Below are 13,904 nucleotides of genomic sequence, written 5' to 3' on the forward strand. Positions count from 1 at the left end.
CATACAGCGCACGCGTCGCAGCGCGAACGACCGCGCGCAGCGGCGACTCTGTGGGCCAGCGTAACGGAGCAAGCGGCCCGTCGTCTCCCGGCGGCTTAAGCCTGCTGCCAGCCAGTTCCTCGCCGCGGGCGTTCAGCCGAACGATGCCAATCGCCGTCAAATGAAACAGCTCAACGCGATAGATTCGTTCGTCCGGCAACGTAAACGCCACGCTTAAGCCCGCACGGCTTAGCCGCCGATTCCGATCTTCATCGTCCAGCCGTTTCATTGATCCCGCTCCGTCGTTCAGCAGCCAGGCTCCTCCGACTTCCGATTGTTCGTCTGATAATCCCCTTGACATCAAGATTACGGCGTCTCCTGGCCGAGGGCCCGTGTTCGAAGCAGCCTGTCCTTTTGTCGTTTTCTTTTTACCAGCCTCCAGCCCTTCTGCCGACTTCTCCATTGCTGGCAACCATTTATTCTGATGGATTGAACGCTTTACAGGATCGTGCAATCGCGGGAATGCATCCCCTTCTTCCCATATCCAAGTATCCGCCATTCTCGCACCGCCCTTTTCAAACTGCCCTTCCTTGCCTGACTCCGCCTCATTCCAGACCCGCCCAAAAAAAATACGAGGGCTCTCGCCCTCGAATTTGCCGAATATCCGGCATATAATGCCTTATCCGCGTCGGAAGCGGATTAAACCTTAAAGCTCGTCGTCCAGTAAATCGGGATCCAGATCCTCGAAGTCGCCATCATCGTCTCCGAGGCTAAAGTCCAGATCCTTGTCGTCATCGTCGCTGCAGCCGCCAGGTACAACCGCTACGCATACTTTCGTCTCGGCAATCATCTCCACCGCGAATTCGCGTTCCACGCGAACGGTAACGCTGGAGCCGTTAGACGAAATATTCGCTTCGATGCAATTAGGCTCTTGCAGCACCTCCGCCGATACTTCCTCCGTCGCGACCCTGTGTTTAGGGTCTACATAAGAAAGAGGCACGTTTTCGACGAATTGTACGGATTCCTTGGCTACGTCAGTTTGCGAGTTTTTGTTATACGAATACCAAATGTTGATATCGTAAGTACCGATGACCTCAATACCGTCGCCCGAACGAACCGCTTCATACTGATGGTTGATGATCCATGCTCCCAGAATGCTGGTCGGATGGTGAGGCGGTGTAACGGTATGGGTTACAGTGGAAAACTTACGACCTTTGCCGCAGACAGCTTTTGTAATGATTTCTCTGCACTGAAGCTGTTTATCTGCAATAGTCATTCAATTAACCTCCTCCATACAATCATTCAATTAAAGTGTATGCAGTTCATAGGCGTTTGTTGATTAAACGAGTCTTAACAGACGAATTTATTTTGTCTGTCTCCCGCCAGGCGCCAATCCCCGCAGGAAACGAGATTAGCCGACCTTCAACCTTTTGTTTGGTTCAAATATATTCCGGGAGCCATGCAATTATGCTTGGCTGCTTTGACAAAGTCATTTGAACGGCCGGCGCTCGCATGCATGGACTTATATAAACACACGTACATAGATTGATAATCAAAGATTTAAGAATCAGCAGCTTAAGAGTCGATAATGCGGCAAGCCTAAGAAGTAGCATTGAACCATATTTTTATGTTTCATTCACGCCAATATGCCCCGTTCTAGCTCATTGAACCGTACTGTTTTGTTTCAATCACTCGCATAGACCCCTGCCAACCCAGCCCTCTATACTAAAATAGCACGTCGGTACCATAACAAAATAAGCCGCCGGGCCTTTAAGCGGCCCGCAGCCAACCGTATCCAGGCCGGACTTCAACGTCTCGGCTTTTGTACTTCTCTCACTCTGCGCCACGCAAAACCGCGCAGCGCCGCACACCGCACCTCGCAGCTTATACCGTCTCCAGCTTCGACTCTTCCGCCTCCGCCTTTTTTTTCTTCAGCCGCTTCGCGATAATCAAGTAACGATCCACCTCATGCAACAGCTTCAGCAGAGCGGCGCGGATCTCGAACTCCTCGCGCGTTCGCGGGAGCTCCATCTGACGGAACGAGACCGTTAATTCGAATACGCGCTGCTCCGACTTGCCAAGGTACACCTCCGCCTTTACATACTCGCTGAGTCCTTCCAGAAGCTCTGCAATCTGCTCTCCCTGAGGCCACTTCTCATAGATTAGCGCCAGCTCCACCAGCATCTGCTGTATCGTATCGAGCTGCTGCCTGCGCATCTCGAAGTAAGTCGACCAATACGGCGCGTTGGCAATCATCAGACGATTCTCCCGATGGCGCACCGCCAACGCTTCGCCAGCTTCGATGGCGCGCTGTGCAGTCAACAGTTGACTGCCATCCCATACATGGGATGGGTTTCTTAAGGTGAGCGACATTTCCCGAAAAATGGCGCTAAAGTTCCCTTCTACCTCGGCGCGCTTCGCGTACAGCTCTTCTTCTTCTTTGGGCATATAGATGAGATTAATAAACGTCGCCCAGCCCAGACCTGCAAGCAGCAGCATAATTTCATTGCCGATAATATGGACGTCGACCCCTTTGTGATCAAAGAGGTGAAATACGATAACAGAGCTTGTCAGCACGCCTTCCTTCAATTGTACGCGCGCAAGCACGGGAAATGTCGTCAAGATAAAAATCGCGAGCACCCAGTAATGGAAGCCCAGCACCGTGAAGATGAGCGAAGCGAAAAAAAGACCCAGCACCGAAGCCAGAAAACGGTTGAAAGCGCTCCGCAGCCCTTTCTTCCGCGTCACTTCGACGCCGAGTATGGCGAGAATGCCAGCCGACAACGGAGGCTGCAATCCCAAATAATAAGCTGTATAGATAGCCGCGATTGCCGCGACGGCAGTTTTGACAACGCGTATGCCCATGTGAGGTCCCTCGAATCCGGTAAGTATGGTCATGCTCCATCACCATCCTACCGTTCCCGCCAGCCCTCAGTCAACCTCCGCTCGAGCGCGGCCACCAACTGGTACATGATAGTCGCGACTACGCCGATGACAACCAGGCTCGATAAAACGAGCGTAAAGTTAAACACCTGGAATCCGTAAATAATCTGATAGCCTAGTCCGATCTTGGCCACAAGAAATTCGCCGACAATAACGCCAATCCATGCAAGCCCCACGTTTACCTTCAACGTTGCGATCATAACCGGGAAGGATCCCGGCAAAATAACCATGCGGAACAGCTGAGCCCGCGATGCGCCGAACAATCGGACTACTTTAATATATCCGCTGTCTATCTCACGGAACCGGTTATAGATGTTAATCGTCGTTATGATGACCGTCACCATTAATGTAATAGCGACTATTGACAGGAGACCTGGACCTAATGCAACGATAAAGATCGGACCCAAGGCGACCTTAGGCATACTGTTCAGGACGACAAGATAAGGATCCAGTACGCGGGATACAAACGGGAACCACCAGAGCAAAGCGGCTAACGCCGTTCCGAACAGCGTTCCGAGCAGGAAACCTGCAATCGTCTCTCCTACTGTCGCTCCGACATGGGGCCAGAGACTGCCGTCGCTCGCCATCGAGTAGATCAGCTCCATAATTTTGGACGGATAGCTAAATAACAGGGGATCGATCCACTTGCTCCGGCCCGCTATCTCCCACAAACCAAGGGACAACACCAAGATGGCAAGCTGCGTCAATGCAGCCAGACCCCTTATTTGCCGCGTCTTCGCCTTATATCGGCCGTACAGACCGTCCATCAGAGCTTGCCGCTCTTCCTGCACGCCCGATATTGCAGCTTCACGCGATTCGGTGTCACGAGAGGGATAGCTCTCGCTTAATGCGCTGTCAGATTGCGACCCTTTCTCCGCACCCGGGCTGCGATTATCCATGCTGATCGCCTCCCTTGCCGTCCCCGTCATTGAACTCCGCCCATAATTGATCGAAGACGCTTTGGAACTGCGCCATTCTGCGTGCTTCTGTCGGCGGAGCCTGCCGTATCGGTTCCGCGATGCTCACTTCCCTCCGGATATGGCCGGGCCCCTTGCCGAGCACGATGACGCGATCGCTCATCGCCGCAGCCTCCGCCAAGTCATGCGTCACCAATACGGCCGTCTTGCCCAGCCTGGCCAGCGTATGCTGCACAAGGTCTTCGAGCTGCAGCTTGATATGGAGGTCAAGAGCCGAAAACGGTTCGTCAAGCAGAAGCACGTCGGGCTCGGTAACCAGCGTGCGGGCAAGAGCAACCCGTTGGCGCATGCCGCCGGACAGTTCATGGGGATACCGCCCTCCGTTGCCTTCCAGTCCAAGCTCGCCCAGCCAGTGGTCCACGGCTGCCATCGTCTTTTCGTTTCGCCTTCCGGCGATCTCGAGTCCGATTGCCGCATTATCCCGTATCGTCCGCCATGGGAACAGGAAATCTTGTTGAAGCATGTAACCTACAGCGGGGGACGGTCCTTGGACGGACCTCCCGCCTACCGTTACGCTGCCGAGAGTAGGCGGGAACAATCCCGCCAACAGGCTCAGCAGCGTCGTTTTCCCGCAGCCGCTAGGACCGACAAGACTGACAAATTCACCCGGGGCGATGTCCAGATGGATATTTTCCAATGCGAGCGAAGCGCCTTTATCGTTGACATACACATGTGACACATCTTTCAGCGACATAACAGGCTCGTTCATGGTCTTCGCCTCCTTCGCTTTAGAATCCGGACCGATCCCTTACTTTCCTCCGGCAACAGCAGTTTCGGCAAAGCTGGTATTGACTAGCGTCCCATGCTCCGTTCGTTGCTGCAGCTCCCCGGCCGACGTAATAACGTCCAGCAAGTTGTTCCACTCCGCTTCATCCACAATGGGATCGACGGAGAAGGAGCCCTGTACCTTGTAACGTTCGATCGAACTGGTCAAAATATCCAGATCTACGTTCTCGAAGTACGGTTTCACCGTCTCGGCAATTGTTGCCGCGTCGTTGTCCTGTACCCACTGCTGCGCCTTATAGACAGCGTTGGTGAAAGCCTGCACATGGGCTTTGTTTTTGTCGATAAAGCTGTTTTTCGCCATAAAGACCGTATAAGGCAATTCGCCGCTCTCCGTGCCGAAGGAAGCAACGACGTAACCCTGTCCCTCCTTCTCAAAGATCGATGCGGTAGGTTCGAACAGCTGGACATAGTCACCCGTTCCCGAGGCGAAGGCAGGCGCGATGTTTGCAAAATCGACGTTCTGGATCATCTCCATGTCCGCATGGGGATCGATGCCATGCTTTTTCATTGCGAATTCGCCGGCCATCTGAGGCATCCCGCCTTTTCTTTGCCCAAGGAAAGTTGTGCCCTTTAGCACGCTCCAATCAAAGTTTTCGACTTTTTCCCGGCCTACGAGAAACGTACCGTCCGTCTGTGTGAGCTGAGCGAAGTTAATAACGGGATCATCTGCGCCTTGCTGATAGACGTAGATTGAGGTTTCCGATCCCACCAGCGCGACATCAATGACGCCCGAAAGCAGGGCAGTCATCGTTTTGTCGCCGCCCGGCGTCGTGGTCAATTCGATCTCAAGCCCTTCTTCGGCAAAAAAACCTTTTTCGATTGCCACATATTGCGGCGCATAAAACAATGAGCGCGTGACTTCTCCGATGCGGACCAGCTTCTTGCCCTCCGATTCCTTCCCGCAGCCCGCCAGCGCCGTTGCCGCCACGAGCACCGCAACGAGAAACACGGATGCGAGCCTTCCTTTCTTCATGCTACATTCCTCCCGCCTATAGGCATAATGTGATGTACACCAGCCTATGCGTTTCCCGCCCAGACGGTGATTAACGCAAGAAAAGGCTCTAGGCTCGCTGCCTAAAACCGTGCATTTGACCAAAAAAAATGGCGGCTCCGAGAGTAAACTCCTGGCGCTGCCATTTTTTTTGTCGATGTATTTTTCATCCGTTGAGCTGAATTTTTAAGTGAGTAACCTGCGTGTGAGTCGGACTTTTTAGTTCTTCGGACGCCAAGCTTTACAACTTGTAAATATCGGTATATTTTTTCGTCAAGTATTGGACGAGATATTGCGGATTTAGCGGTTCGCCGGTCACGTTTTTAATCAGCTCCGATGGCGTGCGAAGCTTGCCGTATTGATAGATTCTCTCCGTAAGCCAGTCCTTGATGGGATGCAACTCACCAGCCCCAACTTTGGTCCACATTTCCGGCATCTCGCGCTCCATCGCAACCGCGAATTGGGCCGCATACATGTTGCCAAGCGAATAAGAAGGAAAGTATCCGAACGCGCCGCCGGACCAATGGACGTCCTGCATGACTCCATCCGCATAAGAGGCAGGCTCTACGCCGAGATATTCCTTGTACTTCGCGTTCCACAGCTCCGGCAGTTCCGCCGCCTTCGCGCCTTCATTAAAAATCAGCTTCTCCATCTCGTAACGAATGATGATATGAAGATTGTATGTCAGCTCATCGGCCTCAATCCGGATCAGGGATGGAGCTACGGTATTGTTGCCCCGGTAAAATCCATCGACGGATACGTCGAGCTGACCGGGAAATCTTGCCTGGAGCTCGCCGAAGTACCGATTCCAAAACGGGCGGCTCCGGCCGATGACATTTTCCCAGAAGCGGGATTGCGACTCGTGGATGCCCATAGATGTACCTGTGCACAAGGGCGTTCCGACGAGAGAACGGCTAATGTTCTGCTCGTAGAGGGCATGTCCGCCCTCGTGGATCGTCCCGAACAGAGCGCTAGTGACGTCATCCTCCAGATAACGAGTCGTTATGCGAACATCTCCGGGGTTTAAGCCGGTAGCAAAGGGATGTGCGCTTTCATCCAATCGGCCTGCGTCGAAGTCGTACCCCATTTGCTTCAGAATGTAGAGACTGAAATCCTTCTGCGCCGCCTTATCGTACTTCTGCCTAAGGAACGATGTATCCGGCTGATGGGGCGATGCCGCTATTTTTGCCGATAAATAGACCAACTCGGAACGCAAGCCGCCGAATACGCCATCCAGCTCTTTGACCGTCATCCCCGGCTCGTATTGATCGAGCAATGTATCATAGCGGGTCTCCTTGGCCCCCCATAAATCGATGAATTGATTCGTATATTGAATAACTTTCTCCAAATAAGGCTGGAAGCCGGCATAATCATTTTCAGCTTTCGCTTCCTCCCACTTCGACTCCGACTGCGAAGCCAACACGACGTACTCCTCGTAGAGCTTGGGCGGAATCTTGACGCTGCGATCGTATTCCTTGCGCGTCTCATCGACGAGCTTGCGGTCAATTTCGGACAACGACTCGTATATGTCGTCTTCCTCCAGCCGGGACAACCATTCGCCGAGCTCGGGCGATGTCGACAGTTTAAACATGTCGCCGGACAGTGCGCCGATGGCCTCGGACCGGGTATCCATTCCTTTGCGCGGCGCGCCTGTGCGCAGATCCCAGTAGAGTACGCCAAGCGCTTCGTTGTAGCTGGAAATCTTATGTAGGGTTTCTCTGAACTTGCCAAGTGTATCCTTTTGTTGATCGCTCATCGCAGATAACCGCCTTCCTTAGTCTTGTCATTGGAGTTTGATCTCCTTATAATCATCTTAAACCTGCAAGACCGGTGACCGCAACATCCAGAACCGACGGAAGGAGCAATATATCATTATGTTTATTACATTCTCGGCTTCCGCTGCAAAAAAGCTGGAGCCCTATCTTGCGGACGGTTCCGCCAAGCTAAAGCTGCTGCACGATACGGACCGCGGCTGCGGAATGAGCGGCGTTCCCACCTTGCGCCTGATTGGCGAGCCGACCGGCAACGATCGTCAAGCTTCGGGAGACCCTTTCGCGTTCTATTACGAGCCGTGGCAAGAGTTGTTTTACGAGGACAATCTCAGAGTCGATTACAATGAAACCGAAGGCAGCTTCAGCCTTCGCGGCGACAGTCAAATCTATACATCGCATCTCCGGTTTATCGACCGGGTCATGTAGTCTTAATTCCAATTTTGGGGGGCATTATTTTTGAGCAGAATCGACGATATTATGGACTTTAATTCCGCCTTCGTAACGACGAAGCAATACGAGCAGTACGCGACCAGCAAATTTCCCGACAAGCGGATGGTCATTTTGACTTGCATGGATACACGGCTGACGGAGCTGCTGCCCAAATCCATGAACTTGAAAAACGGCGACGCCAAAATCATCAAGACGGCCGGCGGAATCATCACACAGCCTTTCGGCAGCATCATGCGAAGCGTACTCGTTGCGTTATACGAGCTTCAAGCGGACGAGGTTTTCGTCGTCGGTCATCATAACTGCGGGATGACGGGCCTTAATCCGGAACTCATCGTCGAACATATGATAGAACGGGGCGTACCGGAAGCAACGATCGAAATACTGAAAAATTCCGGCGTCAATCTGATGCGCTGGCTGACAGGCTTCGATAATGTGCGGGACAGCGTTGTGAACAGCGTAAACATTATCCGCAATCATCCGTTGCTCCCTGCCGACATTCTCGTACATGGGCTCATTATCGATCCCGATACGGGCGAGCTGGAGCTCGTGGCCAAAGCCGGCGAGGCATAGTCTCACTCTTTCCGTGCACGAAGAGCTTCGCGCCTTGCGGCTATGATGCCGCTTCGGTCCCGAAGCTTATGCCTATGGATAATGCTTTCATCCACCATGGTACTGTCCGTGCCCCAGATTACGCCGAGTCTCGCGCATTCCTCTAGGCATAACGATTTCAATTTTTCATCTTGGACAACCAGATTGATATCGCGGTAACCCTCTGCGTTCTCCGCTCCCGCAGCATCGGCTCGTTCCTCAAGCTTACGGAGCAAGTCCGCCCGTGCCAGTCCGGCAGCTTCCACATCGACGCGCTCCAGCTTGCTAAGCGACTTTCTGTACAAGCTGCCCGCTCCGCGGAAGTTGCCTCTTCGTTCGTGATATTGGCCGACTGCCAATTGGATAAGTCCTACCCACAAGTCTGCTAGGCCATCTCCCGGATGTTCCTTCCAATACTCTTCCAGCAGCTCATGGCATTCGAAATAATCCCTTGTTGCATGAAAATGGACCAAGTAGGCAATATAAGATACAGGATAAGGACGCACTTTCGCGAACCTCCCTTCGAAATGTACAAAAATATTAAAAAAAATTGAAACCCTCGTTCATCGTAACCGTATTCCATGATGATATCAATCTATGCGATGCAGAAAGGAAAGAAAGACAAATGAAAAAGGGATTTATCGTTATGGTTGCTTTAACCTTGATCTTCGCGTTCGGTTTCGGACAAGTTGCCGATGCGAAACGAGGAGGCGGATTCAAATCTCCTAAGCAAAGCATCACACAGCCCAAGAAAGACAGCGCCACACAATCGAATCCGGGAGCAAAAACCGGTGCGGCTGCAGGTACGGCCGGCACAGCCGCTAAGGGCGGATTGTTCGGCGGCAGCGGCTTGATGAAAGGTTTGATGATCGGCGGTTTGGCCGGCATGCTGTTCGGCGGAATGTTCGGAAGCATGGGTGCTTTCGGCGAAATCTTCGGATTGTTGATCAATCTGCTCGCGATCTTCGCGATCATCATGTTGATCCGCGTCGCATTTGTCTATCTTAAGAGCAAGAAAAAGAATGACCCGGATCCGCGGAGACCTTACTAATCGTGAGAATCTTGACAAACGAGATTATTAACGCGGTTTGTTATCATACTGCTCAGCGTCGCGGCTTGCAGCCTACCGACGTAGAAGTGCAGTTGTCGTGGGATGAGGAATACGGTTATACGGCAGAGATGTGGGTACAAGGCCGCAGCCAATATTTGATTGAAGCCAACCTGCTTGAAGCTATTGAACAATATGTATATTCGCAATACAATATTCGCGCATTCCGCTCCGACATCCAGCTTGGACTGGACGAAGAGGCTGGCGAATTTTTCGCGGATATAGCCAGCTAATCCATAATCATATAAGCTGTCGCAACCGGAAACGGCCTCCTCGGAGGCCGTTTTTTCTCGTCTTCCTGTCACGATTCTCCTCTTTCACGATGTGAGCATTTCACTCTTCCACAATTTTCAATCCATTTGCCGTGCAACTCCTCTCCCCCCCTTGCGTCTAATCTAGTAGATTGCAATGAGGAGAGTGATAGAATCTGTGGAAGAAACTTAGTCTGCTCGCAGTAACGCTGATGGCTGCCTCGACATTCCTGTCACCCGCAGTGCCGACAGCCGATGCAGCGACGGCAAGCAAGACAACCATGTACCGCGTCTATCAGAATGACAAGGCGCTCAAGGAATTCGCGACGGAAGCGCAAGCGCTTTATTATGCGAAGCATTACAGCTACAGTCACGTTGAGAAAATATCGGATCGCAAATGGATCTGGGACAACTTCCCGCATTATAAGGTGTACCAAAACGGCAATTCCACGTCCAAGATGGAATTCCAGACGTACAATGAAGCGCTCGCCTATGCCAAGACGCTGAGCAACGCAAGCATACGCGATTTGGAGAACGTAGGCTGGATGTACGACTCCTATCCAAACTATCGGTTGTATCAAGGAGATAACACTTTGCCGACTTGGAACTTCCGCACACTGGAGGACGCCAAAAAAGAAGCCGCCAAATGGGGAAACGCCCATATTATCGATCTTGAAAGCGGCAAGTGGGTTTGGGATAACTTGACTGCGACGCAAGTCGAAGCTCAGAGCGCTGCTCCTGCATCCTACGACATCGTCGTTGACGATCAGGCAGTAACGGGGGAGAAACGTTATTCTTTCCTTAAGAACGCAATTATTGCAGCAGAGAAACATCCAGGCAGCAAGATCGTAAATACCGCTACCGGCAAAACCGTCCAATCAAACGAACTTACATACGAGCTCAGGCAAAGCGGACGACTCGTAAAGACGTACTTGGGACTCCGAGATGCTGTCAAAGCCGGTACATGGCTGGCAAACGCCGAAGTGATCCGAGACGGCTCCGTTTTATGGTCCAGCAAACCTTATCTCGAGGTCTATCAAGGAGACAAGAAGATTAACGCTTACCATAAGCTGAGCTCGGCGATTTATTACGCCAAACATTACGCGAACAGCTCCATCCAGACATTGGATGGACGCGTCCTGTGGAGCAACGTCAAAACTCTTCAAGTACTCGGCTGGAACGGCAGCAGCGCCGTCTCGACGATTATGAGCCATGTTTCGAACACGCAAGGATTGGACTACGATTCTCCGACCTGGTTCGAGCTTACCTCGGCGGACGGAACGATGTCGGATGCTTCCGATGCTTCCGTCGTGAAGACGCTCAAGGATCGCGGCATCAAGGTGACGCCTCTCGTACACAACGGCTTTAACCGCAAGCTGACATCTGAGTTTCTAAAAAACAGCGAGGCCCAATCCAAATTCATCGCTTCGCTCGTCAATCGGTTGTCCGCGCTTGGCGTATACGGCGTTAATCTCGATTTCGAAGAGGTGGCAGGCGCCGACCGCGCGTTGTACACGGCATTCGTCAAAAAGCTGACCGATGCCGCCCATGCCAAAAGTTTGAAGGTATCGATCGATCTCCCGCGCGGAGACGCGAGTTGGAATCACTTGACGGCATACGATCATGCCGCGCTTGCCGGCATCGTCGACATGATTATGATCATGGCCTACGACGAACACTGGAAGGGCAGCACGGAGCCGGGCTCCGTCGCAGGGCTCAAGTGGGTGGAAGATGGCGTCAAGCAGTTCCTCGATTACGGCGTGCCAAGAAGCAAGCTGATGTTAGGCATTCCGTTCTACGTTCGCGAATGGCGGGTTGACGGAACCGGCAAGCTCGTCGATAATCGCGCCATCTTTATGAAGGAGCTGCCGAAGCTGATTGCCGAGACAAAAGCGACTGGCGTCTTCGATGCCAAGTCGGGGCAAAACAAATATACGTACACAAAAGACGGCTACACGCATGTATTTTGGGCGGAGACGCATGATACCGTTTTAAAGCGCATCGCGATCGCCAAAAAATACGATTTGGCCGGCGTAGCCGCATGGAGACTCGGCTATGAAGACGCCGAGCTCTGGACGAAAATCCTGCAATCGAAATAATAATTTAAATAAATACAATGACAAGGGCAGAACCGGCATGAAATGCGGGTTCTGCCCTTACCTGTTTCACTTAATCGCTTGGAAACTGCCTGTCCTGTTGCTTCTTCTTCACGGGTATCCAAATTTCGCTTCTGTAAGTCTCGGACGACGTATCCTTCCCTTCATTCCACAGCAACTCGGGACCTGGCGCGATCTCATAATCCGATGACGGAAACCATTCCGAATAAATTCGTCCCCAGATTTTCTGCAACGTCTCCGGGAAAGGACCCACGGATTCGAATACGGCCCAATGGGATGGTCCAACCTCTAGAACGGCAAGCTCTCCCGTCACCGGCTCCTTTGTTGCCGCACCGATATAATGGTCCAGCTCCCCCCGTTCTTGCATGCGTCCTTCGTCAAAGTTGACGGAAGCGCTGATGATGCCTCGCGGCTCCATATTCGACAATCCTTTGATCGTTCCGATCAACTCCGGCGTCAGCTGCTTCCACATCTCGGCAATTTCCGGATTGACCCCGTTAAATACAATTGGCACTCGCTTGTGCAACCCTGCGATACGAAATGCTTCTTTCTCCACCAAACGGTATTGCATGGCATCTCCTCCTTGAATGGTCAGTTGAAACGACATTCGCGGGAACGCTTTAAGCGTTGGGCTCCCGGCTCTTACATCCGAAGGATTTAAGCCATGAAGCTGCTGGAACGCTCTGGTAAACGCATCCGGTGATTGATACCCGTACTTGATGGCAACATCGATAATTCGCGTCGCCCCGGCGCTTAGCTCCTGTGCAGCCAGCGTTAGACGTCTCCGACGGATATATTCCGCGAGCGTCGTTCCCGACAAGAGAGAAAACATACGCATAAAGTGGTATTCGGAGCACCTGGCCCGTTTAGCCGCTTCCTTCATATCGATCTCATCCGTGAGCCTCTCTTCCAAGTACTGGATCGCATCATTCCAAGGACCCAATCCGTTCATCCTCATCCCTCCCGCACATTTAGATTAACAGACCAGGAGAATCGACTTCCGACTTTGCTTGCCCGATGGTGTCGGATCAGCTTTTAGTAACCCATCTCTTTTAAAATTCGGGACAACGTGCGCAGCCGCTCGCCATACAATTCGCCATCGTCGCTCAGCGCCTGGCTAAACAGCTTGATATCCTCAATAATTCTCTCGTTGTCCGTACAAACGGAGACCGTCATGGCATCTCCCTGCAACCCCACACGATCGATTACCGGGTTTTCCGTATCGTATAGCTCCTTGTACCGGTACGCTTCGCGGAAGTGAACCATGCCGGTGCAAACAAGAATGGCCAGATCAAGCACGCGGTGCAGTGGAAGCTCCTCGGATTGTCTGGACCACTTTCCTCCCGTATGTCTCCACACTTTAGCGGATATATCGACCTTTCCCCTGTCATTCCATTGCGCCAGCCCTAACGACAAACCTTTGGCGTCCGAGTTGCTGGCATACCGGCCATCCACCTGATCGTAATTTTCCGAAACAATGACGGGTTTATGTTTTAACGTTGTTGGAATCTGCATAATGGTATTCTCCTTTACCGAATGGGTTTTAATTTAGTAATTTACTAATTTACTGTACATGACATAAATCATACTCTACGAATTGAAAATCGTCAAAACTTTTTAAATATTCCTTGACGGGAATATTCTCAATCTGGTATATTCAAAATATAACAACGGCAGGTCACTGAAAAGCGGAAAGGATGGCGGCATATGGATATCGCAACCTTAAGCGCGCTCGCTGAGCCGAACCGGTTGCGCATCGTAGAGCTGCTTGCTTACGGGCCTCTGACCGTGGGAGAGATCGCGGAGCGGCTACGGATTCGCCAACCGCAGGTTTCCAAACATCTTCGCGTATTGCTCGAGGCCGGACTCGTCGAAGTTCAGCCCGATGCGAACCGCCGCCACTACAGGCTGCGATTCGACCCGCTCCCGCAGATGGATCATT

16 protein-coding genes are annotated in these 13,904 nt (G+C 52.2%); 6 read left to right on the forward strand and 10 right to left on the reverse strand.

Going from position 1 to position 13,904, the window contains the following annotated elements; translation table 11 throughout:
• The 7 genes from PAT3040_RS37805 to PAT3040_RS33725 form a co-directional block, all read right to left on the reverse strand.
• A partial coding sequence (locus tag PAT3040_RS37805; protein WP_181377008.1) for a hypothetical protein occupies positions 1 to 538 on the reverse strand: 538 nt, incomplete at its 3' end.
• Positions 539 to 685: 147 nt separating this feature from the next.
• Positions 686 to 1,255 carry an outer spore coat protein CotE gene (locus PAT3040_RS33700; protein ID WP_087569315.1) on the reverse strand — a complete coding sequence of 190 codons (570 nt, stop codon included), beginning with the start codon at positions 1,253 to 1,255 and terminating at the stop codon, positions 686 to 688.
• 608 nt (positions 1,256 to 1,863) lie between these two features.
• Positions 1,864 to 2,877, reverse strand: a complete 1,014-nt coding sequence (locus PAT3040_RS33705; protein WP_258235293.1) for an aromatic acid exporter family protein — start codon at positions 2,875 to 2,877, stop codon at positions 1,864 to 1,866.
• A 14-nt stretch (positions 2,878 to 2,891) separates the two neighbouring features.
• On the reverse strand, positions 2,892 to 3,689 hold the full coding sequence (locus tag PAT3040_RS33710) for an ABC transporter permease (protein WP_108996402.1): 798 nt from the start codon (positions 3,687 to 3,689) through the stop codon (positions 2,892 to 2,894).
• Between the two features lie 124 nt (positions 3,690 to 3,813).
• Positions 3,814 to 4,608, reverse strand: a complete 795-nt coding sequence (locus tag PAT3040_RS33715) for an ABC transporter ATP-binding protein (protein WP_108996106.1) — start codon at positions 4,606 to 4,608, stop codon at positions 3,814 to 3,816.
• A 39-nt stretch (positions 4,609 to 4,647) separates the two neighbouring features.
• A complete protein-coding gene (locus PAT3040_RS33720) occupies positions 4,648 to 5,658 on the reverse strand; it encodes an ABC transporter substrate-binding protein (RefSeq protein ID WP_108996107.1) in 1,011 nt (336 codons plus the stop codon).
• A 259-nt stretch (positions 5,659 to 5,917) separates the two neighbouring features.
• Positions 5,918 to 7,432: a carboxypeptidase M32 gene (locus PAT3040_RS33725; RefSeq protein ID WP_108996108.1), complete on the reverse strand. Its 1,515-nt coding sequence runs from the start codon at positions 7,430 to 7,432 to the stop codon at positions 5,918 to 5,920.
• Positions 7,433 to 7,550: 118 nt separating this feature from the next.
• Here PAT3040_RS33725 and PAT3040_RS33730 point away from each other — a divergent pair, with 118 nt between their 5' ends.
• Both PAT3040_RS33730 and PAT3040_RS33735 read left to right on the forward strand, forming a co-directional pair.
• Entirely contained in the window at positions 7,551 to 7,874 is a 324-nt protein-coding gene (locus PAT3040_RS33730) for an iron-sulfur cluster biosynthesis family protein (RefSeq protein WP_108996109.1), read from the forward strand.
• Positions 7,875 to 7,904: 30 nt separating this feature from the next.
• The gene (locus PAT3040_RS33735; protein ID WP_108996110.1) at positions 7,905 to 8,468 is read left to right on the forward strand and encodes a beta-class carbonic anhydrase; all 564 of its coding nucleotides are present in this window, start codon (positions 7,905 to 7,907) and stop codon (positions 8,466 to 8,468) included.
• Between the two features lie 2 nt (positions 8,469 to 8,470).
• Here PAT3040_RS33735 and PAT3040_RS33740 read toward each other — a convergent pair whose 3' ends face one another.
• On the reverse strand, positions 8,471 to 8,992 hold the full coding sequence (locus PAT3040_RS33740; protein WP_108996111.1) for a DUF309 domain-containing protein: 522 nt from the start codon (positions 8,990 to 8,992) through the stop codon (positions 8,471 to 8,473).
• 119 nt (positions 8,993 to 9,111) lie between these two features.
• Between PAT3040_RS33740 and PAT3040_RS33745 the strand changes: the two genes are divergently transcribed.
• From PAT3040_RS33745 to PAT3040_RS33755, 3 genes are all read left to right on the forward strand, one after another.
• Entirely contained in the window at positions 9,112 to 9,537 is a 426-nt protein-coding gene (locus PAT3040_RS33745) for a hypothetical protein (RefSeq protein ID WP_087569322.1), read from the forward strand.
• A 2-nt stretch (positions 9,538 to 9,539) separates the two neighbouring features.
• Positions 9,540 to 9,827, forward strand: a complete 288-nt coding sequence (locus PAT3040_RS33750) for a YxcD family protein (protein ID WP_087569323.1) — start codon at positions 9,540 to 9,542, stop codon at positions 9,825 to 9,827.
• A 230-nt stretch (positions 9,828 to 10,057) separates the two neighbouring features.
• Positions 10,058 to 11,944, forward strand: a complete 1,887-nt coding sequence (locus tag PAT3040_RS33755) for a glycosyl hydrolase family 18 protein (RefSeq protein ID WP_108996112.1) — start codon at positions 10,058 to 10,060, stop codon at positions 11,942 to 11,944.
• A gap of 70 nt (positions 11,945 to 12,014) precedes the next feature.
• Here PAT3040_RS33755 and PAT3040_RS33760 read toward each other — a convergent pair whose 3' ends face one another.
• Complete coding sequence (locus tag PAT3040_RS33760; RefSeq protein WP_108996113.1) at positions 12,015 to 12,914, reverse strand: AraC family transcriptional regulator; 900 nt, start codon at positions 12,912 to 12,914, stop codon at positions 12,015 to 12,017.
• 83 nt (positions 12,915 to 12,997) lie between these two features.
• A complete protein-coding gene (locus tag PAT3040_RS33765; protein WP_108996114.1) occupies positions 12,998 to 13,477 on the reverse strand; it encodes a DUF6530 family protein in 480 nt (159 codons plus the stop codon).
• A 192-nt stretch (positions 13,478 to 13,669) separates the two neighbouring features.
• Between PAT3040_RS33765 and PAT3040_RS39380 the strand changes: the two genes are divergently transcribed.
• The coding region (locus PAT3040_RS39380) for an ArsR/SmtB family transcription factor (protein WP_258235294.1) at positions 13,670 to 13,904 on the forward strand (235 nt) is incomplete at its 3' end.

Source organism: Paenibacillus agaridevorans (assembly GCF_003112455.1).
Classification (GTDB): domain Bacteria; phylum Bacillota; class Bacilli; order Paenibacillales; family Paenibacillaceae; genus Pristimantibacillus; species Pristimantibacillus agaridevorans.

What these genes read in the sequence shown, in the direction of transcription:
- PAT3040_RS33715 (WP_108996106.1), bottom strand. Translation starts at nt 4,608, where the DNA reads ATGAACGAGCCTGTTATGTCGCTGAAAGATGTGTCACATGTGTATGTC.
- PAT3040_RS33745 (WP_087569322.1), top strand. Translation starts at nt 9,112, where the DNA reads ATGAAAAAGGGATTTATCGTTATGGTTGCTTTAACCTTGATCTTCGCG.
- PAT3040_RS33730 (WP_108996109.1), top strand. Translation starts at nt 7,551, where the DNA reads ATGTTTATTACATTCTCGGCTTCCGCTGCAAAAAAGCTGGAGCCCTAT.
- PAT3040_RS33765 (WP_108996114.1), bottom strand. Translation starts at nt 13,477, where the DNA reads ATGCAGATTCCAACAACGTTAAAACATAAACCCGTCATTGTTTCGGAA.
- PAT3040_RS33705 (WP_258235293.1), bottom strand. Translation starts at nt 2,877, where the DNA reads ATGACCATACTTACCGGATTCGAGGGACCTCACATGGGCATACGCGTT.
- PAT3040_RS33700 (WP_087569315.1), bottom strand. Translation starts at nt 1,255, where the DNA reads ATGACTATTGCAGATAAACAGCTTCAGTGCAGAGAAATCATTACAAAA.
- PAT3040_RS33725 (WP_108996108.1), bottom strand. Translation starts at nt 7,432, where the DNA reads ATGAGCGATCAACAAAAGGATACACTTGGCAAGTTCAGAGAAACCCTA.
- PAT3040_RS33760 (WP_108996113.1), bottom strand. Translation starts at nt 12,914, where the DNA reads ATGAACGGATTGGGTCCTTGGAATGATGCGATCCAGTACTTGGAAGAG.
- PAT3040_RS33710 (WP_108996402.1), bottom strand. Translation starts at nt 3,689, where the DNA reads ATGGACGGTCTGTACGGCCGATATAAGGCGAAGACGCGGCAAATAAGG.
- PAT3040_RS33755 (WP_108996112.1), top strand. Translation starts at nt 10,058, where the DNA reads ATGGCTGCCTCGACATTCCTGTCACCCGCAGTGCCGACAGCCGATGCA.
- PAT3040_RS33720 (WP_108996107.1), bottom strand. Translation starts at nt 5,658, where the DNA reads ATGAAGAAAGGAAGGCTCGCATCCGTGTTTCTCGTTGCGGTGCTCGTG.